This is a genomic window from Blastococcus brunescens, assembly GCF_035320885.1.
Lineage (GTDB): Bacteria > Actinomycetota > Actinomycetes > Mycobacteriales > Geodermatophilaceae > Blastococcus_B > Blastococcus_B brunescens.
Genome location: NZ_CP141261.1, coordinates 3444842 through 3470157, shown reverse-complemented (window position 1 = coordinate 3470157; position 25316 = coordinate 3444842). Strand labels below are relative to the sequence as shown.

Annotated in this window: 30 protein-coding genes and 8 pseudogenes; 27 read left to right on the top strand and 11 right to left on the bottom strand. The window is 74.5% G+C overall.

What is annotated here, in order from left to right; genetic code table 11:
* Positions 1 to 60: 60 nt before the first annotated feature.
* From U6N30_RS23370 to U6N30_RS23355, 4 genes and pseudogenes are all read left to right on the top strand, one after another.
* Positions 61 to 450: pseudogene (locus U6N30_RS23370) on the top strand (UvrD-helicase domain-containing protein); the annotation flags it as partial.
* 317 nt (positions 451 to 767) lie between these two features.
* Positions 768 to 1052: pseudogene (locus U6N30_RS23365) on the top strand (UvrD-helicase domain-containing protein); the annotation flags it as partial.
* Between the two features lie 314 nt (positions 1053 to 1366).
* Positions 1367 to 3388, top strand: coding sequence for a 3'-5' exonuclease (locus tag U6N30_RS23360; RefSeq protein WP_324274153.1), 2022 nt, complete (start codon positions 1367 to 1369; stop codon positions 3386 to 3388).
* Positions 3389 to 3436: 48 nt separating this feature from the next.
* A complete protein-coding gene (locus tag U6N30_RS23355) occupies positions 3437 to 3829 on the top strand; it encodes a VOC family protein (protein ID WP_324274152.1) in 393 nt (130 codons plus the stop codon).
* A gap of 35 nt (positions 3830 to 3864) precedes the next feature.
* Here U6N30_RS23355 and U6N30_RS23350 read toward each other — a convergent pair whose 3' ends face one another.
* The 3 genes from U6N30_RS23350 to U6N30_RS23340 are packed head-to-tail and all read right to left on the bottom strand — an operon-like array spanning position 3865 to position 4714.
* The gene (locus U6N30_RS23350) at positions 3865 to 4344 is read right to left on the bottom strand and encodes an alpha/beta fold hydrolase (protein WP_324274151.1); all 480 of its coding nucleotides are present in this window, start codon (positions 4342 to 4344) and stop codon (positions 3865 to 3867) included.
* A gap of 5 nt (positions 4345 to 4349) precedes the next feature.
* Positions 4350 to 4487: a hypothetical protein gene (locus U6N30_RS23345; protein WP_324274150.1), complete on the bottom strand. Its 138-nt coding sequence runs from the start codon at positions 4485 to 4487 to the stop codon at positions 4350 to 4352.
* A complete protein-coding gene (locus U6N30_RS23340) occupies positions 4466 to 4714 on the bottom strand; it encodes an alpha/beta fold hydrolase (RefSeq protein WP_324274149.1) in 249 nt (82 codons plus the stop codon). The genes U6N30_RS23345 and U6N30_RS23340 overlap by 22 nt, the downstream gene beginning before the upstream one ends.
* Before the next feature lie 56 nt (positions 4715 to 4770).
* On the opposite strand from U6N30_RS23340, the gene U6N30_RS23335 reads away from it, so the two are divergent.
* From U6N30_RS23335 to U6N30_RS23320, 4 genes and pseudogenes are all read left to right on the top strand, one after another.
* A complete protein-coding gene (locus U6N30_RS23335; RefSeq protein WP_324274148.1) occupies positions 4771 to 5583 on the top strand; it encodes a M20/M25/M40 family metallo-hydrolase in 813 nt (270 codons plus the stop codon).
* Positions 5478 to 6191, top strand: a complete 714-nt coding sequence (locus U6N30_RS23330; protein WP_324274147.1) for a peptidase dimerization domain-containing protein — start codon at positions 5478 to 5480, stop codon at positions 6189 to 6191. The genes U6N30_RS23335 and U6N30_RS23330 overlap by 106 nt, the downstream gene beginning before the upstream one ends.
* A 40-nt stretch (positions 6192 to 6231) precedes the next feature.
* Positions 6232 to 7791: pseudogene (locus U6N30_RS23325) on the top strand (serine/threonine-protein kinase); the annotation flags it as partial.
* Positions 7792 to 7834: 43 nt separating this feature from the next.
* On the top strand, positions 7835 to 8029 hold the full coding sequence (locus tag U6N30_RS23320; RefSeq protein WP_324274146.1) for a hypothetical protein: 195 nt from the start codon (positions 7835 to 7837) through the stop codon (positions 8027 to 8029).
* A 213-nt stretch (positions 8030 to 8242) separates the two neighbouring features.
* On the opposite strand, the gene U6N30_RS23315 is transcribed toward U6N30_RS23320, so the two are convergent.
* Positions 8243 to 8581, bottom strand: coding sequence for a class I SAM-dependent methyltransferase (locus U6N30_RS23315; protein ID WP_324274145.1), 339 nt, complete (start codon positions 8579 to 8581; stop codon positions 8243 to 8245).
* Positions 8582 to 8625: 44 nt separating this feature from the next.
* On the opposite strand from U6N30_RS23315, the gene U6N30_RS23310 reads away from it, so the two are divergent.
* The 12 genes and pseudogenes from U6N30_RS23310 to U6N30_RS23255 all read left to right on the top strand — a co-directional run bounded on the left by U6N30_RS23310 (position 8626) and on the right by U6N30_RS23255 (position 14617).
* The gene (locus U6N30_RS23310; protein WP_324274144.1) at positions 8626 to 9141 is read left to right on the top strand and encodes a DUF2510 domain-containing protein; all 516 of its coding nucleotides are present in this window, start codon (positions 8626 to 8628) and stop codon (positions 9139 to 9141) included.
* The gene (locus tag U6N30_RS23305) at positions 9087 to 9521 is read left to right on the top strand and encodes a hypothetical protein (protein WP_324274143.1); all 435 of its coding nucleotides are present in this window, start codon (positions 9087 to 9089) and stop codon (positions 9519 to 9521) included. The genes U6N30_RS23310 and U6N30_RS23305 overlap by 55 nt, the downstream gene beginning before the upstream one ends.
* Before the next feature lie 503 nt (positions 9522 to 10024).
* Entirely contained in the window at positions 10025 to 10888 is an 864-nt protein-coding gene (locus U6N30_RS23300) for a transposase (protein ID WP_324273226.1), read from the top strand.
* 78 nt (positions 10889 to 10966) lie between these two features.
* Positions 10967 to 11329, top strand: a pseudogene (locus U6N30_RS23295) (M16 family metallopeptidase); the annotation flags it as partial.
* A gap of 95 nt (positions 11330 to 11424) precedes the next feature.
* Positions 11425 to 11640, top strand: a pseudogene (locus U6N30_RS23290) (insulinase family protein); the annotation flags it as partial.
* A gap of 119 nt (positions 11641 to 11759) precedes the next feature.
* Positions 11760 to 12275, top strand: coding sequence for a peptidase M16 family protein (locus tag U6N30_RS23285; protein WP_324274142.1), 516 nt, complete (start codon positions 11760 to 11762; stop codon positions 12273 to 12275).
* Positions 12276 to 12778: 503 nt separating this feature from the next.
* A complete protein-coding gene (locus U6N30_RS23280) occupies positions 12779 to 13198 on the top strand; it encodes a hypothetical protein (protein ID WP_324274141.1) in 420 nt (139 codons plus the stop codon).
* Positions 13096 to 13557, top strand: a complete 462-nt coding sequence (locus U6N30_RS23275; RefSeq protein WP_324274140.1) for a M16 family metallopeptidase — start codon at positions 13096 to 13098, stop codon at positions 13555 to 13557. Before U6N30_RS23280 ends, U6N30_RS23275 begins: the two co-directional genes overlap by 103 nt.
* Entirely contained in the window at positions 13554 to 13700 is a 147-nt protein-coding gene (locus tag U6N30_RS23270; RefSeq protein ID WP_324274139.1) for a hypothetical protein, read from the top strand. The genes U6N30_RS23275 and U6N30_RS23270 overlap by 4 nt, the downstream gene beginning before the upstream one ends.
* The gene (locus tag U6N30_RS23265) at positions 13697 to 14131 is read left to right on the top strand and encodes a hypothetical protein (protein WP_324274138.1); all 435 of its coding nucleotides are present in this window, start codon (positions 13697 to 13699) and stop codon (positions 14129 to 14131) included. The genes U6N30_RS23270 and U6N30_RS23265 overlap by 4 nt, the downstream gene beginning before the upstream one ends.
* On the top strand, positions 14100 to 14432 hold the full coding sequence (locus U6N30_RS34490; RefSeq protein WP_422677971.1) for an NUDIX domain-containing protein: 333 nt from the start codon (positions 14100 to 14102) through the stop codon (positions 14430 to 14432). The genes U6N30_RS23265 and U6N30_RS34490 overlap by 32 nt, the downstream gene beginning before the upstream one ends.
* Positions 14411 to 14617: an NAD(+) diphosphatase gene (locus U6N30_RS23255; protein WP_324274136.1), complete on the top strand. Its 207-nt coding sequence runs from the start codon at positions 14411 to 14413 to the stop codon at positions 14615 to 14617. Before U6N30_RS34490 ends, U6N30_RS23255 begins: the two co-directional genes overlap by 22 nt.
* Here the strand turns inward: U6N30_RS23255 and U6N30_RS23250 are convergent.
* The 3 genes and pseudogenes from U6N30_RS23250 to U6N30_RS23240 form a co-directional block, all read right to left on the bottom strand.
* The gene (locus U6N30_RS23250; RefSeq protein ID WP_324274135.1) at positions 14610 to 15164 is read right to left on the bottom strand and encodes a nucleoside/nucleotide kinase family protein; all 555 of its coding nucleotides are present in this window, start codon (positions 15162 to 15164) and stop codon (positions 14610 to 14612) included. The genes U6N30_RS23255 and U6N30_RS23250 overlap by 8 nt on opposite strands.
* A 349-nt stretch (positions 15165 to 15513) precedes the next feature.
* A pseudogene (locus U6N30_RS23245) lies at positions 15514 to 15651 on the bottom strand (ANTAR domain-containing protein); the annotation flags it as partial.
* A gap of 362 nt (positions 15652 to 16013) precedes the next feature.
* Complete coding sequence (locus U6N30_RS23240; protein ID WP_324274134.1) at positions 16014 to 16280, bottom strand: mycoredoxin; 267 nt, start codon at positions 16278 to 16280, stop codon at positions 16014 to 16016.
* A gap of 160 nt (positions 16281 to 16440) precedes the next feature.
* Here U6N30_RS23240 and U6N30_RS23235 point away from each other — a divergent pair.
* The 6 genes and pseudogenes from U6N30_RS23235 to U6N30_RS23205 all read left to right on the top strand — a co-directional run.
* Positions 16441 to 17240, top strand: a pseudogene (locus U6N30_RS23235) (UvrD-helicase domain-containing protein); the annotation flags it as partial.
* Between the two features lie 72 nt (positions 17241 to 17312).
* On the top strand, positions 17313 to 18032 hold the full coding sequence (locus U6N30_RS23225) for a 3'-5' exonuclease (RefSeq protein ID WP_324278432.1): 720 nt from the start codon (positions 17313 to 17315) through the stop codon (positions 18030 to 18032).
* Complete coding sequence (locus tag U6N30_RS23220; RefSeq protein ID WP_324274133.1) at positions 17924 to 18466, top strand: HRDC domain-containing protein; 543 nt, start codon at positions 17924 to 17926, stop codon at positions 18464 to 18466. Before U6N30_RS23225 ends, U6N30_RS23220 begins: the two co-directional genes overlap by 109 nt.
* Positions 18467 to 18715: 249 nt before the next feature.
* Complete coding sequence (locus U6N30_RS23215) at positions 18716 to 18997, top strand: hypothetical protein (protein WP_324278609.1); 282 nt, start codon at positions 18716 to 18718, stop codon at positions 18995 to 18997.
* Positions 18998 to 19263: 266 nt separating this feature from the next.
* Positions 19264 to 19479, top strand: a complete 216-nt coding sequence (locus U6N30_RS23210) for a WhiB family transcriptional regulator (protein ID WP_422677970.1) — start codon at positions 19264 to 19266, stop codon at positions 19477 to 19479.
* Positions 19480 to 19540: 61 nt separating this feature from the next.
* Positions 19541 to 19705, top strand: a complete 165-nt coding sequence (locus U6N30_RS23205) for a hypothetical protein (RefSeq protein WP_324274132.1) — start codon at positions 19541 to 19543, stop codon at positions 19703 to 19705.
* A gap of 210 nt (positions 19706 to 19915) precedes the next feature.
* Here the strand turns inward: U6N30_RS23205 and U6N30_RS23200 are convergent, their stop codons facing one another.
* The 3 genes from U6N30_RS23200 to U6N30_RS23190 all read right to left on the bottom strand — a co-directional run bounded on the left by U6N30_RS23200 (position 19916) and on the right by U6N30_RS23190 (position 22646).
* The gene (locus tag U6N30_RS23200; RefSeq protein WP_324274131.1) at positions 19916 to 20938 is read right to left on the bottom strand and encodes an ABC1 kinase family protein; all 1023 of its coding nucleotides are present in this window, start codon (positions 20936 to 20938) and stop codon (positions 19916 to 19918) included.
* Positions 20939 to 21212: 274 nt separating this feature from the next.
* Positions 21213 to 22346: a ThiF family adenylyltransferase gene (locus U6N30_RS23195; RefSeq protein WP_324274130.1), complete on the bottom strand. Its 1134-nt coding sequence runs from the start codon at positions 22344 to 22346 to the stop codon at positions 21213 to 21215.
* A gap of 147 nt (positions 22347 to 22493) precedes the next feature.
* Complete coding sequence (locus tag U6N30_RS23190) at positions 22494 to 22646, bottom strand: DUF5679 domain-containing protein (protein ID WP_012950213.1); 153 nt, start codon at positions 22644 to 22646, stop codon at positions 22494 to 22496.
* Positions 22647 to 23362: 716 nt separating this feature from the next.
* On the opposite strand from U6N30_RS23190, the pseudogene U6N30_RS23185 reads away from it, so the two are divergent.
* Positions 23363 to 23620, top strand: a pseudogene (locus U6N30_RS23185) (M48 metallopeptidase family protein); the annotation flags it as partial.
* A gap of 272 nt (positions 23621 to 23892) precedes the next feature.
* On the opposite strand, the gene U6N30_RS23180 reads toward U6N30_RS23185, so the two are convergent.
* Positions 23893 to 25269, bottom strand: coding sequence for a zinc-dependent metalloprotease (locus U6N30_RS23180; protein WP_324274129.1), 1377 nt, complete (start codon positions 25267 to 25269; stop codon positions 23893 to 23895).
* Positions 25270 to 25316: the final 47 nt, after the last annotated feature.

Genomic DNA, 25316 nt, shown 5'->3' with positions numbered 1-25316 from the left:
CCCCGTTCAGGGTTCCCTCGCGAGCTTGCGAGCGGAGGGCAGAACGGGGTCCTTCAGCAGATGTCCTTCGACGACCTGCTCACCGACGCCGTACCCCAGCAGCCCGCTGTCCGCCGCTGGCTCAGCCCGGCCGAGGTCGCGGAGCGCTGCGGGCTGTCCTACGCGCCCTCGCCCGAGCAGGCCCGCGTGGTCCAGGCGCCGGCCGACCGGCCGCTCGTCGTCGTGGCGGGCGCCGGGTCGGGCAAGACCGAGACGATGGCCGCCCGCGTCTCCTGGCTCGTCGCCAACCGCGTCGTCGCGCCCGAGGAGATCCTCGGCCTGACATTCACCCGCAAGGCGGCCAGCGAGCTCAACGAGCGGATCCGGCTGCGGCTGGGAGCGCTGGCCCGGCATCGTGACACCGAGCCCGACCTCCGCGAGCGCCTGGACATCGCCCAGCCGACCGTCTCGACCTACCACGGGTACGCGGCCGCGCTGGTCGCCGAGCACGGGCTGCGGATCGGTGTCGAGCCCGGCGCCGGAGTGCTCGGCCCGGCCATGTGCTGGGGGCAGGCGGCGCAGGTCGTCACCGCCTACACCGGCGACATGAGCGACGTCCCGCTCACGCTGCTCACGACCGTCGAGGACGTGCTGGCGCTGGCGGCCGACCTGGGGAGCACGACATCAGCCCGGCCGACCTCCGGGCGTGGACGGCGCGGCTGGAGTCGCAGCTCAGGGGCTACCCGGACGCGCCGCGCAAGAAGGGCCCCTACGCGCCGGTCCTGGAGATGCTCGCCCGGCAGAAGGCGCGCATCGCGCTGCTGCCGCTGGTGGAGGCGTTCGAGGCCCGCAAGCGGGCGGCGGGTGCCATCGACTACGCCGATCAGGTCGCCTACGCGGCGCGGATCGCCGTCGCCTCCGCCGAGGTGGGCCGCCGGGAGCGCGCCCGCTGGAAGGTGGTGCTCCTCGACGAGTACCAGGACACCAGCGTCGGTCAGCTCCGCATGCTGGAGGCGCTGTTCGGCCGGGAGACCGGCCACCCGGTGCTGGCCGTGGGCGACCCGCGGCAGTCCATCTACGGCTGGCGGGGTGCGTCGGCGGGGACCATCGAGCGGTTCGCCCGGACCTTTCCCGGGCTGCCCGACCGCCAGGCCGAGCGGCTGACCCTGGCCACCAGCTGGCGCAACGACGACGCCGTCCTCGCCGTCGCCAACGCGGTCTCCGGGATGCTGCCGCCCCCGACCAGCCGCTGCCCGATCTCGCCCCCGCGCCGACCGCCGGGCGGGGCGCTGTCACCGTCGGTCTCTACGACACGGTCGCGGAGGAGACGGAGGCGCTGGCCGACCGACTGGCTGGCTGCTGGAAGGGCGAGGATCCGGCGTTCCCGGTGGCCGACGGCGGAAAGCGCCCCACCGTGGCGGTCCTGGTGCGCGCCCGGAAGCAGCTGCCCGGCATCGCGGCGGCCCTGCGCGAGCGGGGTCTGCCGGTCGAGGTCGTGGGCTTGGGTGGCCTGCTCGAGGTGCCCGAGGTCTCCGACGTCATCGCCACGCTCACCGTGCTGGTCGACCCGACCGCCGGCGACGCGCTCGGCCGGCTGCTCACCGGTGCCCGCTGGCGCATCGGTCCCCGCGACCTGGCCGCGCTCGAGGCGCGGGCACGGTCGCTCGTCCACTCGCGCCGACCCGCGCCCGCCGAGCCCGCGGTGGGCGCGCCGGCTGTCGAGGCGCCGGCCGAGCGCGGCAGCATCGTCGAGGCGCTGGACGATCTCGGCGGTCCGGACGCGTACTCGCAGGCCGGGTACCGGCGGCTGCGGCGGCTGGGCCAGGAGCTCGGCCACCTCCGGAACCGGTTGAGCGAGTCGTTGCCCGACCTCGTCGACGAGGTCGCCCGCACCCTCGGTCTGGAGACGGAGCTCGCCAGCGCGCCCGGGGCGAGTCCGGCCGGGGCGCGGGCGCACCTCGACGCGCTCCACGGGGTCGCCGCTGAGTTCACCGAGCTGGCCGAGCTGCCGTCGCTGCCCGCGTTCCTCGGGTACCTGCGCGACGCCGAGGAGCGCGAGCGCGGACTCGAACCGGGCGAGGTGGCGGTGAACCCCGAGGCGGTGCAGCTGCTCACCGGCCACTCGGCCAAGGGCCTGGAGTGGGACGTCGTCGCCGTCCCGGGGCTGACCACCGACCAGTTCCCGTCGAAGGCCGACACCAGCGACTCCTGGATCCGCGACCCCGGCAACGTGCCGGCCGACCTGCGGCTCACCGACCGCGAGGAGCTGCCCCGGCTGCGGCTGCCCGTTCCCGGCTCCGGTGACCAGGCGGTCGTCAAGCAGGCGCTGGAGGAGTACGTCCAGGAGTGGAAGGACTTCGGCACCGCCGAGGAGATCCGCCTCGGGTACGTCGCCGTCACGCGCGCCCGGCACCTGCTGCTGTGCTCGGGGAGCTGGTGGCGGGACGGCGTGAAGCCGTGCGGACCGTCGTCGCTGCTGCTTACCGCGCGGCAGGCGTGCGAGGACGGCGCCGGCACCATCGTGCACTGGGCCGAGCCGCCCGCCGACGACGCGACGAACCCGGCGCTGGCGGAGTGGCCGGTGGGCATCTGGCCCGCCGACCCGCTCTCCTCCGGTCGGCGCCGGGCGCTCACCGCGGCGGCCGAGCTGGTCACCGCGGCCGCTCCGCACCCGCTCGACCCCGAGCAGGTCCTGGACGGCGGCGACCCGTTGGTCGAGCAGTGGGTGCGCGACGCCGACCTGCTCCTGCGCGAACGGGCTCGGCACGCCAGCCCGACGGTCGACGTGCCGCTGCCCTCGCACCTGTCGGTATCCGCCCTGGTCGCACTGCGCCGCGACCCGGCCGATCTGGCCCGCCGGCTGCGCCGCCCCATGCCCGCGGCACCGGCGCCGCAGGCGCGCCGGGGCACGGCGTTCCACGCCTGGCTGGAGGAGCGCTTCGGTGCCGCGAAGCTGGTCGACCTCGACGAGCTGCCCGGGTCCGGTGACGAGTTCGCGGCTCCGGACGGCGCCCTGGCCGAGCTGCAGGAGGCGTTTCTCGCCAGTGAATGGGCCGACCGCCAGCCCGCCGAGGTGGAGGTGCCCTTCGAGACGCCGCTCGGGCCGTTGACCCTGCGCGGGCGGATCGACGCCGTCTACGCCGACGCCGACGGCGGCTTCGAGGTCATCGACTGGAAGACGGGGCCGCCGCCGTCGGGTGCCGAGCTCGCCGCCGCGGCGGTGCAGTTGGCCGCCTACCGGCTCGGCTGGTCGCGGCTCACCGGCGTCCCCGTCGAGCGGGTGAGCGCAGGCTTCCACCACGTCGCGGCCGGGGTGACGCTGCGCCCCGTCGACCTGCTCGACGAGGTCGGGCTGCTCGATCTGGTCACGGGCACTTCGGCCGTTCCGCCGCCGCCCAGGCGGGACTAGCCTGTGGGACGTCGTCGCGGGGGACCGTCCGAGGTTCGAGGAACTGCCATGCTGAGCGACAGCAGGGTCGAGGCGAACATCCCGGCGAGCGATCTCGACCGGGCACGGGATTTCTACTCCGACAAGCTCGGTCTGACGCCGCGGCGGGAGTTCGGCGGCGAGGCGCTGGCCTACGAGACGGCCGGTGGGACGAGGTTCAACGTCTACCGAACCGCCTACGCAGGGAAGGCCGAACACACGATCGCGCAGTGGCACGTCGCCGACGTCGAGTCGGAGGTCCGCGCCCTCAAGGCCAAGGGGGTCGAGTTCGAGATCTACGACATGCCCGGCGTCGAGTGGAACGGCGAGATCGCCATGATGCCCGGCATGGGCCGAGCTGCGTGGTTCCGCGACAGCGAGGGCAACATCCTCTGCGTCGACGAGGAGTCGGCCCAGAGCTGAGACCGAGTCTCGCAGCTGCTGCCGCGGCCCGTCCGTCAGGCGGTCGCGATGCGGTCCAGGATCGCGCGCGTCAGCTGTTCCGGCGCCTGCTCCGGGATCCAGTGCGTGATCCCGGGCAGCTCGACGAAGCGGTAGTCGCCGGTCACGAAGTTCGCGCAGGCCTCGGCCGCAGTTCGCCCGATCGCCATGTCCTGGTCGCTCCAGACGTAGGTCGTCGGCACCTCGACCGGATCCACGCGGGTGTCCGAGCTCATCGCCCGGTACCAGTTCAGCGCGGCGGTCAGCGCGCCCGGTGCCGACAGCACCGCCACGTACTCGTCGATCGCCTCCGCCGGCACCCCGCTGTCCTGCTCACCGCCGGACAGCATGCGGCGCAGCCGGCGCGCATCGTCGGCGAGCAGCACCTCCTCGGCCTTGCCCGCCTGCCAGAACAGCCGGATGTAGGACGACCGCTCCTTCTGCTCGGGGTCCGCGCGGTAGGCGACCGTGTACGCGGCGGGGTGCGGCACCGACACCGCCGTCAGGGAGCGGACGCGGTCGGCGTGCCAGGCGGCCAGCGTCCAGGCGACGTTCGCCCCCAGTCGTGCCCGACCACGTCGGCGGCCGGGATCTCCAGCGCCGTCATCAGGTCGGCGGTCACCTGCGCCAGGTTCTGCATCGAGTACGCCTCGACCTCGCCGGGCCGCGCGCCGGGGAGTAGCCGAGCTGGTCGGGCGCGTAGGTCCGCAGGCCGGCCTGGGCCAGCAGCGGCGTCACCGCAGACCACGACGCCGACGTCTGCGGGAAGCCGTGCAGCAGCAGCACCGGCCGCCCGTCCTCCGGACCGTCGACGCGCACGTCGAAGGTCAGGTCGCCGACGTCGGTGCGCAACAGCTCTCCAGACATGCCCCGGACGCTAGCCGGACGCGAAGACCCCGCCGACGCCACTACCGTCGGCCGTCGTGAGCAGCAGTCCGGAACGCGATTTCGTCCTCGACCACCTCGACGACCTGCACGCCGACCTCGAGGCGTGGGTGCGCATCCCGTCGATCTCCGCCGATCCCGCGCACGCTCCCGACGTCGCCGCGAGCGCCGAGTGGCTGGCCGAGGCGCTGCGCCGCACCGGGTTCCCGACGGTCGAGATCTGGCCGACGCCCGGCGCCCCGGCCGTCTTCGCAGAATGGCCGTCGTCGGACCCGGACGCCCCGGTCGCGCTGGTCTACGGACACCACGACGTCCAGCCGGTCGACCCGCCGGAGCTGTGGGTGCACCCGCCCTTCGAGCCCACGCGGGTCGACGGCCCGGACGGCCCGGAGCTGCACGGTCGAGGCGCGAGCGATGACAAGGGCGTCCTGATCGTGCACCTGCTCGGCCTGCGCGCCCACCTCGCCGCCACCGACCGCGACACCCCCGGCGTCACGGTGAAGCTGCTGATCGAGGGCGAGGAGGAGTCCGGCTCCCCGCACTTCGCCGCACTCCTGCAGGAGAGGCGCGACCGGCTCGACTGCGACGTCGTCGTCGTGAGCGACACCGGCATGGCTGCCCCCGACGTGCCGAGCGCGGTCACGGCCATGCGCGGGCTCGCCGACGCGGAGATCACGCTGCGCGGGCCGAAGGTCGACCTGCATTCCGGCTCCTTCGGCGGCGCCGTCCCCAACCCCTGCATGCGATGGCCGAGCTGCTGGCCAAGCTGCACGACGAGCAGGGCCGGGTCACGCTGCCCGGGTTCTACGACAAGGTGCGCCCGCTGTCCGATCGCGAGCGCGAGATCATGAGCCGCGTGCCCTTCGACGAGCAGGCCTGGCTGGCCGGCCCCGCCGCCTCCCGGGCCACCTACGGCGAGGCGGGCTTCAGCACGCTGGAGCGCACCGGCGCCCGGCCCACCGCCGAGGTCAACGGCATGTGGGGCGGCTACACCGGCCCCGGCCACAAGACGATCATCCCGGCCGAGGCGCACGCCAAGGTCACCTTCCGGCTCGTCTCCGACCAACGCCCTGCGGACGTCGGACCGCAGCTGAAGGCCTGGGTGGAGGCGAACGTCCCCGCCGGCATCGAGGCCGAGGTGCACACCCCGCCCGGCGGCGTCTCCCCGTGCTCGAGCGACCTGGACTCCCCGGCCATGGACGGCCTCCTGCGGGCGATCGGGCAGGCCTTCGACACCCCGGCCGAGGACGTGCTCCTCACCCGCGAGGGCGGCAGCGGACCGGAGGCGGACCTGGTCGAGGCGCTGGGCGCACCGCTGCTCTTCCTCGGCGCCGGCCTGCCCACCGACCGCATCCACTCCCCGAACGAGCGCGTCCTGCTGCCGATGCTGCACCGCGGCGCGGAGGCGGCGGCACACCTGTGGCGGGAGCTGGCCCGGCTCCCGCGGGACAGCCGGTGAGCACGCCCCCGGGGAGCACTTCGGCCCGTACCGGGTCCTCGGGGTCCTCGGCACGGGCGGCATGGGCCAGGTCCTGCGCGCCCACGACGCCGAGCACGAGCGGGACGTGGCCCTCAAGGTGCTGCACCCCCAGTGGGCGCAGGACGAGAGCTACCGCAGCCGGTTCCGGCGGGAGGCCCAGATCGCCGCGCGGCTCAACGAGCCGCACGTCATCCCGATCCACCGGTTCGGCGAGGTCGACGGCCAGCTGTTCCTCGACATGCGGCTGGTCGAGGGCGAGAACCTCGACTCGCTGCTGCGCCGGGGCGGTCCGATGGACCCCGCGCGGGCCGTCGACCTGATCGGTCAGATCGCCCGGGCCCTCGACGCCGCGCACGCCGGCGGGCTGGTGCACCGCGACGTGAAGCCGTCCAACGTGCTCCTGGTCCCGCGGGCCGACGGCGGCGACCTCGCCACCTCCGCGGCCGGCGAGGACTTCGCGTACCTCGCGGACTTCGGCATCGCGCGGGTGGCCGACGAGGGCACCGGACCGGCGCTCACTGCCACGGGCACGGCGATCGGCAGCACCGAGTACATGGCGCCTGAGCGGTTCGCGGCGAACCCGCCCGACGCCCGGTCCGACGTCTACTCCCTGGCCTGCGTGCTCTACGAGCTGCTGATCGGTCGCCGCCCCTTCCCGTCAGGGAGCCGCAGGCCCTCATGTACGCGCACCTGCACGAGGAACCGGTGCCGCCGTCGCGGCTGGTCCCGACGCTCCCGGCTCCGCTGGACGGCGTCGTCCTGCGCGGACTGGCCAAGGACCCGGCGCAGCGGTGGCAGACGGCCGGCCAGCTGGCGGCGGCCGCGCGTGTCGCCCTGGCCGCCAGCGGCGTCCCGCTGCCACCGCGGGACGACGGACCGACGGCGGTCGGCGTGGTGGGGGCGCCGGCGTACGGACACCCACCCGGCACGAGCGCGTCCGCGACGCCGGCGCCGTACCACCGGCGTCCCCGCCCGCGAGTGTTCCGGCGGCACGGCGGCGGGGCCTGGCCTCCTGGGCGCCGTGGATCGTCGCGACCGCCGCGCTGGCCGCGGTCGTGCTGCTGACCGTCGTCCTCGTCGTCCTCGACCGCCGGGTCGACGACGCCCGCGACGGCCGGCAGGACGCGGCCGAGCGGCTGGTGTGGTTCGCCCTCCCCGGCGACCTGCAGCGCGGCGGCTGCAGCGTCGGGTCCCCGGAGGGGACGAGCTGTACGTGCTCAGCTGCCCGGCCGCCGGGCAGTCCGAGGGCTTCCCGGCGGCGACCTACACCGTCCACGCGGGCGACGGCGCCGAGGCGGCGGTGGCGCTCGTTGTCCGGGACCTCGAGGTGCCCCAGCTCGAGAACGTCTACGACTGCGGGAGCGCCGACACCCCGGAGGGCTGGGTGCAGCTGGAGAGCTTCGACGACGAGCAGTTGGGGCGGCTCGTGTGCAGCGTGGACGGCGACGGCGATCCGCAGCTCCGCTGGTACTGGGAGGACCTCGGCGTCCAGGGCTTCGCGGAACTGCGCGGCGGCGGCACCGACGGGCTGTCGGACCTGCGCTCGTGGTGGCAGGACAGCGCCGACCGCGGCCTCTGACCCCTCAGTTGCCGGGGAGGTCCCGACGACGACCGTCGCACCGGTGTCCTCGTCGGACACGACCCGCGGGAGCAGGCCGGCGGAGGCGGCGATCGCCGTCGCGGCCGGTACCTGCGCCTCGCCGACCTCGAAGAGGAACGAGCCGCCCGGCACCAGCCAGTCGCCGGCACCGGCGGCCACCCGCCGGGCGACGTCCAGCCCGTCGTCCCCGCCGTCGAGCGCGGCCCGGGGCTCGTGATCCCGGCCTCCGGCGGCAGGAGGGCGACGGCGGCGCTCGGGACGTAGGGCACGTTGGCGACCAGGACGTCGACCCGTCCGCGCAGGTGGCCGGGCAGGGCGTCGAACAGGTCGCCGACGTGCACGGTGCCCTCCGGCAGGTTGCGCCGCGCGCAGGCCACGGCCACCGGGTCGACGTCGGAGGCGTGCACCTCGGGCCGGTCCAGCACCGCGGTCAGCGCGGCGGACACCGCCCCGATCCGCAGCAGAGGTCCACGACGACGGCGCTCCCAGGAGCCAGGACGGCGGCCTCGGTCACGAGGAGCTCCGACCGGCGCCGGGGCACGAACACGCCCGGCTCCACCGCGACGCGCAGACCGCCGAACTCCGCCCACCCCAGCAGGTGCTCGAGGGGCTCGCCCGCGACGCGACGGCGGACCAGCTCAGCCAGCCGGGCGCGGGAGCCGGCCTCGGCCACCAGCAGCCGGGCCTCGTCCTCGGCGAACACGCAGCCGGCGGCCCGCAGCCGGCCGACGACGGCGGCCGAGACCGCCGCCGGTGCAGCAGCGGGCACGGCGCCTCCCCGGTTGAGGCGGGAACGCTACCCGCCGCCCTAGGGTGGGAGCCGTGACCGGACCCGGCCAGCCGGCCCCGCCGCCCGGCTGGTACCCCGACCCCGACGGGACGTCGGGTCTCGTGCGCTGGTGGAACGGCATGACGTGGTCCGACGTCGCGACGCCGGCCGGCCCGGGGTCGCGGTGCAGTCCTCGCCCGTCCTCGCGCCGCCCACGCCGGTGCCGCCGTCGGCGCCCCAGTTCGAGGAGCCGTCCGGTGGCGGGTCGGCCCGGACGGCCTGGGTCATCGGGATCTCGCTGCTCACGCTGGTCGCCGTCGTCGTCGCCGCGCTGTTCCTGGGGCGGTCCGGTTCCGACCCGGTCGCCGAGTCGCCCGCGCCGTCGGCCCAGCCGCTGCCGCCGCCCGGGCCGGAGTTCCCTCCGGGCACGGTCCGGATCATCGACCAGGCGTCGGGCATCTCCTACCCCTACCTCGGCGAGAACTGGTACGAGTTCGACCGGGGCATGCAGGCCGAGGTCACCGCGATCGCGGGGCAGTACTTCGTCACCCAGGATCTGACCCCCGAGGGCAGCACGTTCATCGCGCAGTGCACGTCGGGCCCGCTCGCCGCGAACCTCGGGTGGGCCGGCCCCGCCACGCTGCGGAGCACCACGCAGACCGTCGCCGACAGCGTCCGCTTCAACTACTACCCGCGGCCCAACGAGCGGACGGTGCTGCGCGAGGAACCCCGCACCGTCGACGGGCAGCCCGCGTACCTGTACGAGTTCCAGCTGGCCTGGGACGCCCCCGGCTATGACGCGAGCGGGGAGCGGGCCGCGCTGCTGCTCATCGACGTCGGCCGGGAGGTGCCCGCGCTGCTCTACATCTCGATCCCGAACACCCACGCCGAGCTGTACGGCGTGATCGACCGCGTGATCGACGCCGTCGAGGTGTTGTGAGCCCATGATGATCAGGGAACCTGGTCATCATGGGTCCCCCTCGCCGTCGACCATGAGGGAGGACTGTGAGTGTGGCCGGGTCGGTACATCGGTGATGGGCTGACGGCCGACAGCAGTGGGTGTGACTCCAGGGAGGACTGGCTTCGTGCCTTGCATGGGACCTGTCCGCCTGCTGCTGTCGGCACCGGCCCGGCGGGAGACGTTGGCCTGATCAGGAGCTTGACCGCCAGTAGCTGCTGGCGTGTCTCATCACAGTCCTGCCATCTCCGCACCGGACCGGGACCTGCCGCGTCCCCCGGTCAAGGAGAAGAACGCATGTCCATGCTGGCAGAACTGGTCGAGGTCGTCATCGGCGTCGACACGCACAAAGACACCCACACCGCTGCCGTGATCGACACCGGCACCGGCGGGGTGCTGGCCCGGATCACCGTGCCGGCTGACCCGGACGGTTATGCCCGGCTCAGCGCGGTGGCGCAGGAGCACCCGGGCTGCGGGCCTGGGCGATGGAAGGCTCTGGCGGCTACGGCGCCGGCCTGGCCCGGCACCTGGCCGAGCTCGGTGAACTGGTCATCGAACTGGACCGCCCCAAGCGCCCGGCGCGCAAGGCCGGAGCGAAGTCTGATCCGATCGACGCCGAACGCGCCGCCCGGGATGCGCTGGCCCGCACCCACCTGGCCCAGCCCAAGACCGGTGGCCAGCGCGCGGCGCTGCAGATGCGACTGACCGCCCGCCGGGCCGCGATCGAGGCCGCCACAGCCGCCCAGCGGCAGCTGCACGCGCTGGTCACCACCGCCCCCGAGGTGGTCCGGGGCAAGTTCCGCGGACAGTCCACCCGCACCATGATCACCACCGCTGCCCGGCTGCGACCGACGGCGGCCACCGGGGAGCTGGAGGTGATCACGGCGTTGACGGTGCTGCGCGATCTGGCCCGCCGGATCCGGTTCATGGAGAAAGAAGCCCGCGGGCACGAGACCCAGATCCGCGCCATCGTGCGGTCCTGGCGGCCCGATCTGCTCGAGCTGACCGGAGTCGGCCCGATCGTCGCCGCCACCGCGCTCACCGCCTGGTCCCACCCCGGCCGCTGCCGCGACGATGGCGCCTTCGCCATGCTCGCCGGCACCGCACCGATCCCGGCGTCCTCGGGCAAGACCGTCCGCTACCGACTCAACCGAGCAGGCGACCGACAGCTCAACCGCGCCCTGCACACCGTGGCCCTCGTCCGGCTACAACGCGACGCACGCACCCGCGCCTACGCCGACCGCCGCCGCGCCCAGGGCAAGACCGACCGAGAGATCAAACGCATCCTCAAGCGCTACATCGCCCGCGAGCTCTACCGCCGCCTCGAAACAGTCCCCACGACGCCTTGACACGTCATAGGAGCGTCCCGATGCGGTGAGGTAGGACGCGCCGGTCCCGGACCGAGCCCAGCGATTACTGTCGTCGACGTGACAGCAGCCGGGACCGAACTGACCCTGCGGCACCCGGTGGAGCGGTTCACGCTCGACAACGGGTTGCGCGTGGTCCTCGCCCCCGACCGGAGCGTCCCCGTGGTCGCGGTCAGCGTCTTCTACGACGTCGGCATGCGGAACGAGCCCGAGGGACGGACCGGCTTCGCCCACCTCTTCGAGCACATGATGTTCCAGGGGTCGGCCAACGTCCCGAAGATGGAGCACGCCCGCCTGGTGCAGGCCGCCGGCGGCACGTTCAACGGCTCGACCCACCAGGACTACACGAACTACTTCGAGGCGCTGCCGGCCGAGGCGCTGGAGCGCGCGCTGTTCCTCGAGGCCGACCGCATGGCCGCGCCGGCGATCACCGAGGAGAACCTCCGGAACCAGATCGACGTGGTGAAGGAGGAGATCCGGGTCAACGTGCTGAACCGGCCGTACGGCGCCTTCCCTGGCTGCAGCTGCCGCAGATCGCGTTCGACAGCTTCGCCAACACCCACGACGGCTACGGCTCCTTCGTCGACCTGGAGTCCTCGACCGTCGACGACGCCGCCGACTTCTTCTCCCGCTACTACGCGCCGGGCAACGCCGTTCTCTGCCTCGGTGGCGACTTCGACGTCGCCGAGACCGAGCGGCTCGTCCAGCGCTGGTTCGGCCCCGTCGCCGCCCGCGACGTGCCGCCGCTGCCGCCGACCGGGGAGCCGCTGCCCACCACGGTGCGGACGGCGGTCGTCGAGGACGCGCTGGCGCCGGCCCCGCGCTGGCCATCGGCTGGCGGGTGCCCGACCCCGTGGGCGACTTCGACCGCTATCTGGGCACCGTCCTGCTGGCCGAGGTGCTCAGCGAGGGTGACGCCTCCCGACTGGAGCGCCGGCTGGTGCACGACGACCGCATCGCGATCGGCCAGAGCAGCTACGTCGGCCTGTTCGGCGACCCCTTCGACGTGCGGGACGCCACCCTGCTCACCACCCAGGTGCACCACCCGGCCTCGGTCCCGGTGGAGCGGGTGCAGACCGCGGTGCACGAGGAGGTGCGCCGGATCGCCGAGGACGGCGTCCCCGCGGACGAGCTGCAGAGAGTGCAGGCGCGCACCGAGGCCCAGCTGCTGCGGCAGGCCGACTCCGTGCTCGGCCGCACCCTGGGCTTCGCCGCGGCCGAGATCGTGCACGGCCGCGCCGAGCTGGCCGGCGAGCTCGCCGCCCGGCTCGCCGCGGTGACGCCCGACCAGGTCAAGGCTGCCGCCCGCGAGCTGGATCCCGACACCGCCGCCGTCCTCGAGCTGCGCGCCACGGGAGGACGACGGTGACCGAGCGTGCGAGGGCACCCAGGAGCACAGCAGCCCGGCGAACGCCGACGACGAGCGCCAGCGAGGAGGACTCGTGAGCCTGGACCTGTCGCTGATCCCGCCGTTGGGTGAGCCGCGTCCGCAGCCGGTGCCGACCGCGGTGGAGTCCACCCTGCCGAGCGGATTGCGCCTGGTGGTCGTGCCCCGACCCGGGGTGCCCCTGATCGAGCTGCGCCTCCGGGTGCCGTTCGCCGCGACGACGGCGGCCGACGCGGGGCTGCACACCGCCCGGGGTCGGTGCTCTCCGGCGCTGTCCTGCTGGGGACGGCGGCGCACGACCAGACCGAGATCGCGCAGCTGCTGCAGGGACACGGCGCCGAGCTCTCGGTCGCCACCGATCCCGACCGCCTGCTGTTCGCCACGACGTTGCTGCCCGACGGCCTCGGTCCCGTCCTGGGCGTGCTCGCCGAGCTGCTCGCCGGCGCGACCTACCCCGACGAGAAGGTGGAGGGGAGCGGGACCGCGTGGCCGAGCGGATCGCCATCGCGCTCTCCCAGCCGGGCGTCATCGCCCGCAGCGCCCTCGCGGCGCGCCGGTACGGCGACCACCCGTACGCCATCACGCTGCCCGATCCGGAATTCGTGGGTGCCGTCGACGGCGGTGCCCTGCGCGACCTGCACCGGTCCCGGGTGCTGCCCGCCGGCAGCACGCTGGTCCTGGTGGGCGACCTCGACCCGGCAGTCGCGGCCGACGTCGTCGACGGCGCACTGGGGAGTGGATCGGGACCGGGCACGCCGTCGAGGCGCCGCCGGCCCCGGATCTCCGGGGCACCGGCGTCGAGGTGGTGGACCGGCCCGGTGCGGTGCAGTCCAACATCCGGCTCGGTGGACCCGCGCCCGGCCGGACCGATCCCGACCTGCCCGCCCTGCGCCTGGCCAACATGATCTACGGCGGGTACTTCTCCTCCCGCCTCGTCGAGAACATCCGTGAGGGCAAGGGCTACACGTACAGCCCGCGCAGTTCGGTGGACCACCAGGCGGCCGGCTCCTCCTTCCAGGTCGAGGCCGACGTCGCCACCGAGGTGACCGGGCCGGCCCTGCTCGAGACCTGGTACGAGCTGGGCCGCATGGCCCTGCTCCCGGTGACGGAGGCCGAGCTGGACGGGGCGCGGCGCTACGTCCTGGGCAGCATGGCGCTGTCGACGGCGACCCACGCCGGGCTGGCGAGCACGCTCTCCGCGCTGGTGGGGGCGGGGCTGCCCCGGGGTGGCTGGCCGAGCACCAGCAGGCCCTCGCGGAGGTGACCGTCGAGCAGGTCCAGGAGGCGTCGCGCCGGTACCTGGCGTCGTCGGCCCTGACCGTGGTCGTCGTCGGCGACGCCGACCGGATCGCGGAGCCGCTCGGCGCACTGGCGCCGGTCAGCCTGCGCGCCGGCGCTCCCGGATGACCGTGCCCGCCTCGGCCTGGCCGGAGAGCACCGGGCCGTCCCACGGCGAGGTGCCGGTGCTCTCCCGCGTCGCCCACGACCGCACCCACCTGGCTCGGTCCCTCCCCGACCCGACCGGCGGCCGGCCGGTCCGCGTGCTCACCGTCGACGCGCACCGCAGCGTGCCGGTGGCCGAGGGGCCGGACGGTCCGGAACTGGTCTGGGACGTGCAGCCGCAGCTGCCCCTGGCAGCCGTCTACCTGGGCGAGGCCGACGGTGTTCCCTACGCCGCCGTCCGGGGGAGCGCTCGCTCACGGTCAGCGGGCGGGCGGTCGACAGCTGGTCGGGCCTGCGCGAGGTCGGGGCCGACCTCGCCGACCTGGACGCCGGCCTGCTGGTCGAGGCGATCGGCATCCTCGAATGGCACGAGCGCAACCGCTTCAGCCCGCTGACCGGGACCGCGACGACCATCGAGCGGGCCGGGTGGAGCCAGCGCGACCCGAGCACCGGCACCGAGATCTTCCCGCGGACCGACCCGGCGGTGATCATGCTGGTCCACGACGGCGCGGACCGGCTCGTCCTGGGACGGCAGGCCGTGTGGCCGCCCGGCCGGTTCTCGATCCTCGCCGGATTCGTCGAGCCGGGGAGTCGGCCGAGGCGGCCGTCGCGCGGGAGGTCGCCGAGGAGGTCGGCCTCGCGGTGACCGACATCCGGTACGTCGGCAGCCAGCCGTGGCCCTTCCCCAGTCGCTGATGCTGGGCTTCGTGGCCCGGTCCGCGGGGGACGACGAGCTCGTCCTCGATCCCACCGAGATCGAGGAGGCCCGCTGGTTCACGCGGGAGGAGCTCAGCTCCGGCGCCGGTCCGGCCGCGCTGCCGCCGCCGGTGTCGATCGCCCGGCACATCATCGACCGCTGGGTCGCCGGGGAGTTCAGCTAGCGAAGCGGCCCGAGAGCACCAGTGCCGGTCGGTCGGGATGGTCGGCCAGCACCACGGCGTCGGCCAGCCCCGAGGGGTCCACCTCGTCGTCGTAGCGGTCGAAGGCCGGGAGCTCCCACGCCTGGTGGGCCGGGGTCAGCCGGCGCCTCGCGGACGGGGACATCCTGAGGTGCACCACGACGTCGAACGGCAGCCCGACGCCCTGCAGCAGCGCGCCCGGTACCAGCAGCACGCCCTGCTGCGGAGCCGGACGCCGCCGTGCCCGGGCCGCCCGGTCGCGGACGACGTCCCACAGGACCGGCAGGTACTCCCCGGCGCCACCAGGACCGACGGGCCCGAGCACCTCGCGGGCGAGGGCGCTCACGTCGAGCCAGTCGGTGTAGCGGGCGTCGGGATCGGTGCGGCCGTGCTCCAGGCGGAGCGAGGCCGGCCGGTAGAACCCACTGGCCGGGACGACGACCGCCGGGCGGCCCAGCGCCGGCAGCAGGTCGGCGACGGCGTCGGCCAGGAGTTCCGGGGCCGCCGCGTCCGGCCCGTCGACGGCCACCCGCAGAGCTGCCGCGCCCGGGTAGGGCTCGAGCGGTGCGACGAGGTCGGCGAGGCGCCGTGCGAGGGCGTCCGGGGTGAGCGGCTGCGGACGGGTCAGGAAACGCCGTCCGCGATGACGACGGCCGCGGGACCGCGGGCGGCCCAGGGGCCGGCGCGACGACGGGGGCGACCACGGTGCCCGGCCGGCGCACGCCGGGGGCAGGGACCGACCGACCGGACGAGGGCGGGGCGGTCCCGGGCGGCGCGTCGGGGGACGCCGTTTCCGGGGTGCCGTCGCGGAGGCCGTCCAGCACCTCGCGTGCCAGTTCTGCGACGGGCCGCCCCTGGGACCGTGCGTCCCGGCGCAACGCCTCGAAGGCGGCTCGTGCGCTGGTGCCGTGCCGCTCGGCGAGGACGCCGATGGCGCGCTCGGTGGACACCCGGGCGGCGAGCGCGTGCTCGAGCTGGGCGACGGTGCGCTCCAGTTCGGCCACCCGTGCCGCCATCGGGTCCAGCGGCGCCTCGCCGGCGCCGGTTCCCCGGGCCGACCGCCGGGCGGTGCGGTCGGGCTCGGTCAGGACGCCGAACTCCTCGGCGACGAGGTCGGCGAGGGAGAGTCCCTCCACGAGGTCGCCGGCCATCTCCCCGCCGGCGGGGACTGCACGCACCAGCCGCGTTCGGTACGGGTGAGCACGACCGGCGTGCACGAGGGATCCGCGACGGTCGCCGACAGGTCGGGCCCCGGGCCCATGAGACCGACGTCCGCGAGGGGGCTCCGGCGGTGGGTCCTGGGACGTCGGTGCCGTGGTCACCCGCTCCAGGGCGGCGCTGCCTCTCCGAGGGGCGGGGACCGGGGATCACGGGGTGCTCACGCCTGCGACAGGTGGCCCAGCTGGGCCTTCACCTGGTCGATGGTGGGGTTGGTGAGCGCGGCGCCGTCGGCGAACAGGAGCGTGGGCACGGTCCGGTTGCCGCCGTTGGCCTGCATCACCAGCTCCGCCGCCTGCTCGTCGTGCTCGATGTTGACCTCCGCGAACGGGATCCCCTCGCGCTGCATGAGCTTCTTGAGGCGCACGCAGTACCCGCACCAGTCGGTGGTGTACATCGTCACGGGGGCCGTGGGGGTCGAGGTCATCGAGGGGATCCTCCCTGGTAGTTCCGGACGGGTCCACCCCTGAGGGTGGCCCGGCGTGTGTCGATGGCAACGCAGTGTCGCTGGGGATGCTTCCCGGCGCCGTCGCACCCGGCTGACAGGATCGGCGGTACACGTCGGCCGCGGGAGGGAGGAGGCACCGATGTCGCAGACCGGGTCAGCGCGCCACGGCAGCGAGCCGACCTCGCGCGCGGAGGCCGTCCTCGCCGCGCTCGACGAGGAGCAGCAGGAGGCCGCGCAGGCGGTCGTGGGGCCGGTCTGCATCCTGGCCGGCGCCGGCACGGGCAAGACGCGCACCATCACCCACCGGATCGCCTACGGGGTCCACACCGGCGTCTACGTGCCCGAGCAGGTCCTCGCGGTGACGTTCACGGCCCGTGCCGCCGGTGAACTCCGGGGACGGCTGGCCGCCCTGGACGTCGGCGGTGTGCAGGCACGGACGTTCCACGCCGCCGCCATGCGGCAACTGCGCTACTTCGCGCCCCGGGTGCTCGGTGGGCCCATGCCGTCGCTGGTCGAGAACAAGCTGCGCCTGGTGGCCACCGCCGCGTCGCGAGCCCGGCTGTCCACCGACCGCACCAGCCTGCGCGACCTGGCCAGTGAGATCGAGTGGGCGAAGACCACTCTCGCCACGCCTGACGACTACCCGGCCCGCGCGAAGGCCGCCGGACGGGAACCGCCGTTCGACGCCGCCGCCGTCGCCGGGGTGTACGCCGGCTACGAGTCGGCGAAGCAGCGCGACGGCGCCCTGGACTTCGAGGACCTCCTGCTGGTGACCGCGTTCGCGATCGAGGAGCACCCGGCGGTGGCCCGGGAGATCCGCGGCCAGTACCGGCACTTCGTCGTGGACGAGTACCAGGACGTCAACCCGCTGCAGCAGCGATTGCTCGACGCGTGGCTCGGGGGCGCGCCGAGGTCTGCGTGGTGGGCGACCCCAACCAGACCATCTACTCGTTCACCGGCGCAGATCCGGACTACCTGCTCGGCTTCGCCGACCGCTACACCGACGCCGCCGTGGTCAAGCTCGAGCGGGACTACCGCTCGACCCCGCAGGTGGTGGGTCTGGCGAACCGGCTGATCGGCCAGGCACCGAAGCGCAAGGGCCTGCCGGGTCTGCGGCTGCTCGGCCAGCGTCCCGACGCCGCGGAGCCGACGTTCCTCGAGCACCCCGACGAGCCCGCCGAGGCGGCCGCGGTCGCCGGGAAGTGCAAGGCGTTCATCGACGCGGGCATGCCTGCGGCCGAGATCGCCGTGCTCTTCCGGATCAACGCGCAGTCCCAGGTCTACGAGGCGGCGCTGGCCGACGTCGGGGTGCCCTACGTGCTCAAGGGCGGCGAGCGGTTCTTCGAGCGGCCCGAGGTCCGCGAGGCCGTGCTGCTGCTCCGTGGGGCTGCGGCCGGTGGCAGCGATCCGGGCGCCCTCGTGCCGACCGTCCGCGACGTGCTGGCCTCGGTGGGGTGGGCCGAGCACCGGCCACCCGCCGGTGGCGCCGCGCGCGACCGCTGGCAGTCCTCGCCGCCCTGGTCGACCTGGCGGTCGACCTGGTGGCGGAGAACCCGACCCTCGACCTCGCCGGCTTCGTGGGGCACCTGGCCGAGCGGGCCAATGCCCAGCACGCCCCGACCGTGCAGGGCGTCACCCTCGCGTCGATGCACGCGGCGAAAGGCCTGGAGTGGGACGTCGTCTTCGTCGTCGGTCTCGTCGACGGAGTGGTCCCGATCGCGCAGTCGCTGAGCCGGCCGGACGCGGTCGAGGAAGAGCGCCGGCTGCTCTACGTAGCGATCACCCGGGCCCGCGAGCACCTGTCCCTCTCCTGGTCACTGGGCCGCAACCCGGGAGCCAAGCGCGCCCGTCCCCGCAGCCGCTTCCTGGACGGGTTGGCGCCCGGATCCGGTCCGACGGCGCCGGCGGCGCGCAGACCGGTGAAGCGGCCCAAGGTGGTCCTCGAGGGTGAGGCCGGCGAGCTGTTCGAGCGGCTGCGTGCCTGGCGCAGCGAGACAGCGCAGTCGGCGTCGGTCCCGGCCTACGTCGTCTTCACCGACGCGACGCTGCAGGCGATCGCCGAGACGCGGCCGTCGACGCTGCGCGAGCTGTCCGGGCTGCCCGGCATCGGCGCCCGGAAGCTGGACCTGTACGGCGAGGACGTGCTGGCGGCCGTCAGCGGCTGAGCACGGACACCCTTCCCCAGCGCCACGCGGTCCGGCGCGGGCCCCTGACGGGTGACCGACCGGGCCGCGTCCTCACCGAGCGCGACGGCAGGCGGGCGAGGTGGCCGGGACGACACATCCGGAGGAACTCGCCGTTAAATCGATTGACCCGGTTTTCGCCGAGGTCATAGTGTCTCGGCACACACGAGCTGCACCCCCGCGCTGCTGGCCGCCCGGTCAGCGCCGACACCGAGGAAGGAGGGGGCACTGATGATCAGCATGACACCGACGTTTGCCCCCGCCGATCTCCTCGGCCAGGGCGGCCTCGACGCGCGTCCGGTCTACGCGCCGGGCCTGTGCGCCGGCCTCGCCGAGCGTGCGGTCGCGCCCACCGCTGCGTCGCAGGGGACCGGTCTGCCCGCAGGCGGCACCGCTGTCCGCCTCCGTCCGGTCAGCCGGCAGGCCATCGGCCACGACGTCGTGACCAAGCACGTCTTCGACAACAACGGCACCACCCTCGGGTCCCACTCCTCGAGGAGACCGCAGAGCTAAGCGCTCGACCGGTCCTCCACGAGGCCGCGGAACCCGAATCCCGGGATCCGCGGCCTTTCTCTTGCCCGCGGCCCCGGCCCCGACTTCCGGTCGGCGGACCTCCGCCGGCCGTCGCAGACGAGAGAACGAGGAGGAGCGGCAGTGCAGCAGACGATCGCCCGCCCGACGTCCCACCGCCGACCCGGGCTCCCCTGGACCGGGGGCTTCCCACCGAGACGACCCACGCCATCGGCCCCTGCACCGGTGCGGCGCCCCTGCCGTGCCGGGTGGAGGACCCGGAGCTGTGGTTCGCCGAGAGCCCCGCGCTGCTCGAGCAGGCCAAGAGCCTGTGCGCCGAGTGCCCGATCCGGAACGCCTGCCTGGCGGGCGCCCTGGACCGGGGCGAGCCGTGGGGTGTCTGGGGCGGCGAGATCTTCGAACGCGGCGCCGTCATCGCGCGGAAGCGTCCGCGGGGCCGTCCCCGCAAGGTCGTGGCCGCCTGACCACCGAGCACGTCCCCTGCCGATCGGCAGGGGTCCGAACACTCATCCAGAAGGAACCGTCATGTACATGCTCGAACAGGATCTGGCCCGCAGCCGGATGGGCGAGATGCAGGCCGAGGCCGCCATGGCCTCGCGTGCCCGTCGCCTGTACCTCGCTCGCCGCGCGGCTCGCCGCGCGGAGCGTGCGGTGCGCCGCGCCGCGCGGGCCAGTGCCGCCGTCTACTAGAACACTGCGGTCCTCCGGACCGCACCGCGGCCAGGAGCCGTCCCCGATGGCGCGAAGCCCCGCCGTCGCGCCATCGCGGGACCCTCCGGGCCCCACTCGGCACGACCAAGCAGTACGGCTACTCGACGAAGCCGGGAAGCCACTCCTCGAGGACGCCCCGGTAGTCACCGGCGGCGTCGAGCTGGCAGAGCACGCCGATGGAGCCGATCGTCACCCGGTGGATGAGCAGATAGGCCGGCGGCAGGTTGAGCTGCCGGCCGAGCCGGCTCGCCTCGGACCGGGGATCGGCGATCCGGGCGGCCTGCTCCTGCATCCAGGCGCGGGTGAAGTGGAAGTGCCGGTCCACCAGGGGGTCGAGCATGGGGCGCAGGAAGTCGTGCACCCCTGGGCGTCGACCTCCACGTTCGGCCGCACGAAGCCCTCGGCGCGCAGGTCGGCGAGCACCTCGTCCGCCTTGCCGGCCAGGGCCCACCGCAGCAACCGGCCGATCGGCTCCGGATGCCCGTCGGGCAGCCGGGCGGTGGCGCCGAAGTCGATGACGCCGAGTCGTCCGTCGGCCAGCAGGCGGAAGTTCCCCGGATGCGGGTCGGCGTGCAGCATCCCCGCCCGTTGCGGTCCGGAGAAGTGGAGCACCGCCAGCAGGTGCCCGGCGCGGTCGCGCTGCTCGCGGGTGCCGTCGGCGATGATCCGGGAGAGCGGGGTGCCCTCCAGCCACTCGGAGACGATGACCTTCGGCGCGCTGGCCACGACGCGGGGGACGCAGATCTGGTCGTCGCCGGCGTAGGCGGCCGCGAAGGCACGCTGGGCGTCGGCCTCCAGGCCGTAGTCCAGCTCCTCGACGACCCGCGCCTTGAGCTCGGCGATCAACGGCTTGACGTCCATGCCGGGGAAGAGTGCGGCGAACAGCCGCGCGAACCGGGCGAGCTGGTTGAGGTCGGCCATGAGCGCCGTCGCCGCGCCCGGGTACTGGATCTTGACGGCCACGTCCCGCCCGTCGCGCCAGGTGGCCCGGTGCACCTGACCGATGCTGGCGGCCGCCGCCGGCTGGTCGTCGAACTCGGCGAACCGCGTGCGCCAGGTGCCGCCGAGCTGCTGGGCGAGCACCGCGTGCACGGTGCGCACCGGCATCGGCGGCGCCTCCTCCTGGAGCTTGGTCAGCGCCTCGCGGTAGGGCGCCGCGACCTCCTCGGGAACGGCGGCCTCGAACACCGACAACGTCTGGCCGAGCTTCATCGCCCCGCCCTTGAGCTGGCCGAGGACGGCGAACAGTTGCTCCGCCGTCCGCGCCTGCAGTTCGGCGGCGACCGCGTCCGCGTCGCGGCCGGAGAGCCGCTTGCCCAGGCCGAGGGTGGCGCGGCCGGCAGCGCCGAGGGGAGGGAGGCCAGCCGAGCGGTCCGGGAGACCGAGCCCCGCGGCATCACCGGTCCGTCGTCACTCACGCGTCCTCCTCGCCGCCGGGCACCCCGGAAGGGCCTGGCGTCTCTTCTCGGTGAGCTCGTGAGCCCGGTCAGCCGCCCATTGTTCCCTGCCGGCGGACCTCCGCGCCCGCAGGAGTCGTCGCCGGATCGCCCGGGCGGGTGGTTGCGGTACCCGTCGGGGCCGTGGCGTCGGCGGCCCGGCACGGGCAGTCGCGGTGCGGTGGCCAGCGACGCAGCCGTGGCGTGAGGTGCGGTGGGCGCAGCTCGACGGTGGCCTCCAGCACCCCGGGTGCGGCCGAGCCGTCGACGTAGGCGAGCACCTGCAGCGCGGCGGTCGCGGCGGTGAGCAGGCACGTGATCGTGGAGCCGCTGGGTGGTGCTTCGCCCGCCGTCAGCTGGGCCGCCAGCCGGGGCCAGCGCGGGTCGACGTCGCGGCGGTGCAGGTCGGCGCAGTGCAGACAACTCGTCACCCCGGGGACGACGAGCGGCCCCACCACTCCCGTCTCCCCGCGGACCGTCGCCACCACGTGCGGCACCCCGGAGCGCTGCAGGCCCGCGACCAGCGGATCCGAGGCTGCCCATGGCCGGGCCAGGACCACCAGGTCGGCGTCGGAGTCCGAGGGCAGCGGCCGGAGGTCGGTCAGCGGGCTCGCCCGGCGGACCGCATCCGCGGCGGCCAGTGCGCGCGGCCGTCCTTCGTCCTCTGCGCTCAGCCCTCCGACGACGGCGTCCCCCGCGGCCGTGACCCCGGGATCTCGCACGGTCACCCGGCCGATGCCGCTGGCAGCGAGCATCGCCGCCAGCGGCGTGCCCACCCGCGTGGCCCCCTGCACCACGACCGTCGCCCGCCGGCGCGCGCGCCACCCGCCGGGTCTGGTCAGCGCGGCGGGCAGTTCCGGGGCGGTGCGAGCGGCCGCGGCGGGTCCCGCGACCGAGGCGAGCAGGTCGCCCGCGTCCAGGTCCACCAGGAGTCCAGCGGCCCGAAGGCCCTCCAGCACCTCCTCGACGACGACCGGATCGAATCCGGCCAGGACGGCGTCGCCCAGCACGGCCCGCTGGGCCCGTCGCCCGTCGAGCCCACGGAGGAGGGCGACCACCTCGGTGTGCTCCGGCCCGAGCGCCAGGCCGGGGCCGGTGTCGACGCCGCCCACCCGCACGCCCTCGGTGCCGTCGTGGAGCAGGGGAGTGGCGGCGGGGAGGAGGGGATGGGCGGAGTCACTCACCGGGGCAGCGTCGCAGCGCCACGCCCGGTACGCGCGCCTCGTCCACAGGCCCGGACGACGAACGGCGGCGCCCCCGAGAGAGCGCCGCCGTACGGCCCTTCAGGGGCCCGCCCCGAGCCTGCGAGGGGCGGGGGAAGGGGTCCTTCTTCAGGCCTTGCCCAGGATCCGGTTCATCTTGGTGCCGCAGACGGGGCAGGTGCCCTGCGCCATGCGACGGCCGGACTCGCTGACCTTGACCTCGCCGTCGAAGTCGCGCTTCTCCTTGCACTTCACGCAGTAGCCGTTGTAGCTCTCCGCCACGGGGATCTCCTCGAACTCGGGGTGCCTCGGCACGCGCGCCGGGCGCCGTTGCGCAGGAACGCTACCCGTCAGCGCAGGTGGGCGGGCCAGCCGTGGTGCACGGAGGGCGAGTGCCGGTGCCCACCTCCCGGGCGCGTTCCCCACAGCCTGTGGACAAACCTGTGGAGCACGTGGGGACGGTTCGGCGTGTCCCTGTGCGCGGACCGGGGACCGGGCCGGGACAACCGCGGCCCGCCCGCACCTGCTCCGTACCTCACCTGGGCGGATGCCGCCAACGCGGCTGTGGAACGACCACCGAGCGCAAGCCTTGTCACCGGGTGGAGCGGCGGTCGTGTCCATCGTCCGTGCGACCTGCACCCGAGTGGGTGCTTCCGCACAGGCGCGAGGTCGGCAGAGTGCCTTACGGTGCCTGCGTGCCCGGATGGATCCCTGACGCTCACGCGTGCCCCGAGGCGAGCGGCTCGGCGCCCGTCGCCCAGCGGGGTGCTCGCGCGGTGCCGGCTGCCCGCTCCCGGCGCGCTGCCCAGGACGACGGCTCGGCTCCGGACGCCGATCGGCCGCCGCTCGCCGGCGGTCCCGCCGCGCTCGGGACCGTGGAGGTGCGGCGCAGCGCGCGTCGGCGTCGGACGGTGACCGCCTACCGGGAGCAGGGGCGAACCGTCGTCCTCATCCCGGCCGCGTTCAGCCCGGCGGAGGAGCGACGCTGGGTGGCCCAGATGGTCGCGAAGCTGGAGACCCGGGAGGAGCGGCGGCGCCGCTCGCTCGGGGGCGACGACGAGCTGATGGCCCGCGCCCGGGCGCTGTCGGCCGCTCACCTCGACGGACTGGCCGAACCCACCAGCGTGCGGTGGGTGGACAACCAGAACCGCCGATGGGGTTCCTGCACCCCGGCCGACGGCAGCATCCGTCTGTCGAGCCGACTGCGGTCGATGCCCGAGTACGTCGTCGACTACGTGCTCGTGCACGAGCTCGTCCACCTGCTCGAGCCGGGGCACGACGAGCGCTTCTGGGCCCACGTCGCACGCTATCCCCGCGCCGAGCGGGCCCGTGGCTTCCTGGAGGGGTCGAGCAGGCCGCCTCGGGTGGCGACGGGGTGGACGAGGACCCGGCCGCCGACATCGTCGACTGATGGAGGACCCCGCTGCGACCCACCACTCGCAGGCTCGCGGCGGGGCCCGCACCGGGGCCGCTCCGGCACGTCACCAGGTGCGGGTGCGATGCCCTCGAGGACGCCGCCGTCGTGGGCTCAGCCCGGCTGCTGGCCCTCGTCAGCCTCGTCGTCAGCGGTCGTGTCCGGCTTCTCGGCGTCGTCGGCCGTCAGGGCCGCCAGGTCGTCGTCGAGGCCCTGGCGGGCGACGAAGTCCAGCGGCTCGTCGAGGTCGTCGGACGTGGGGAGCAGGTCGGGGTGCGACCAGAGGCGGTCGCGGGCGTCCATCCCGTGCTGCTGGGTCATGGCGCCCCACACGGTGGCTGCGTCGCGCAGGCGACGCGGCCGCAGCTCGAGCCCGACCAGGGTGGCGAAGGTCTGCTCTGCCGGTCCGCCCGATGCCCGACGGCGCCGCATCGTCTCGGCGAGCGCGGAGTGCCCGGGCAGCCGGTCCTTCGCCGCCTCGGCGACGACGGTGTCCACCCAGCCCTCGACCAGGGCGAGCAGCGTCTCCAGACGGCGCAGAGCCATGTGCTGCTCCGGCGTCTCCTCCGGCTCGAGGACGCCACTGCCCAGGAGCTGCTGGATGCTCTCCGGGTTGCTCGGGTCGATGCCGCCCTCCATCCCGGACATCGCCTCGGTCAGGCCGCGCTCGATGGCCTCGCGATCGATCGTGATGCCGCGGGCGTAGGCGTGCACGGCGTCCTGGAGCTGCTGGCGCAGCCACGGCACGTGGGCGAACAGCCGCTGGGAGGCGGCCTCGCGCAGCGCCAGGAACAGCCGGACCTCGTCGGCGGGCCGGTCGAGACCGGACGCGAAGGCGGCCACGTTCTGCGGGACGAGCACGCCGGTCCCGGCCGGGGCCAGGGGCAGCCCGACGTCGGTGCTGCTGACGACCTCGTCGGCCAGCTTGCCGAGGGCCTGGCCGACCTGGGCGCCGAACATGAGCCCGCCCATCCGGCCCATGATCCCGGCCACCGGACCGAAGGCCATGGCGGCTTCCTGCGGCAGCGCGCTGGTCATCGCCGCGACGACCTTCTCCGCCAGGGGATCGATCAGGGCTCCCCAGGCAGGGAGGGTCTGCTCGACCCACTCGACGCGGGACCACGCGGCGGTCCGCTCGATGCCCGACGGGAGCTCGGTGGCCTGGTCCAGCCAGAGGTCACCCAGCCGCAAAGCCTCGGCGACGCCGGTCCGCTCGGCGTCCGACGACGGCTGGTGTCCCGCCGCCAGCTGGCTGATGGCGCCTTGACGGGCGAGGTCCCAGTTGACGGGACCGCCGGTCCAGTTCATCAGCTTCTGCAGCTCGGCGAACAGCGGCATCTTGCCGAGCAGGTCCTCCGGGGAACCGCCGCCGGCGATGCCACCGAACAGCGCGCCGAGCCCGAAGGGGTCGCCGGGGTTGCCGCCCTGGCCGGGCTCGCGGCGCTCGGGGTCGCGGTCGGACGGTCCGAAGCCGAACGGCACATCGCTCATGCGCCCCACGGTAGACGCCAGAAGGACCCCGTCCTCCTCCCCGTTCG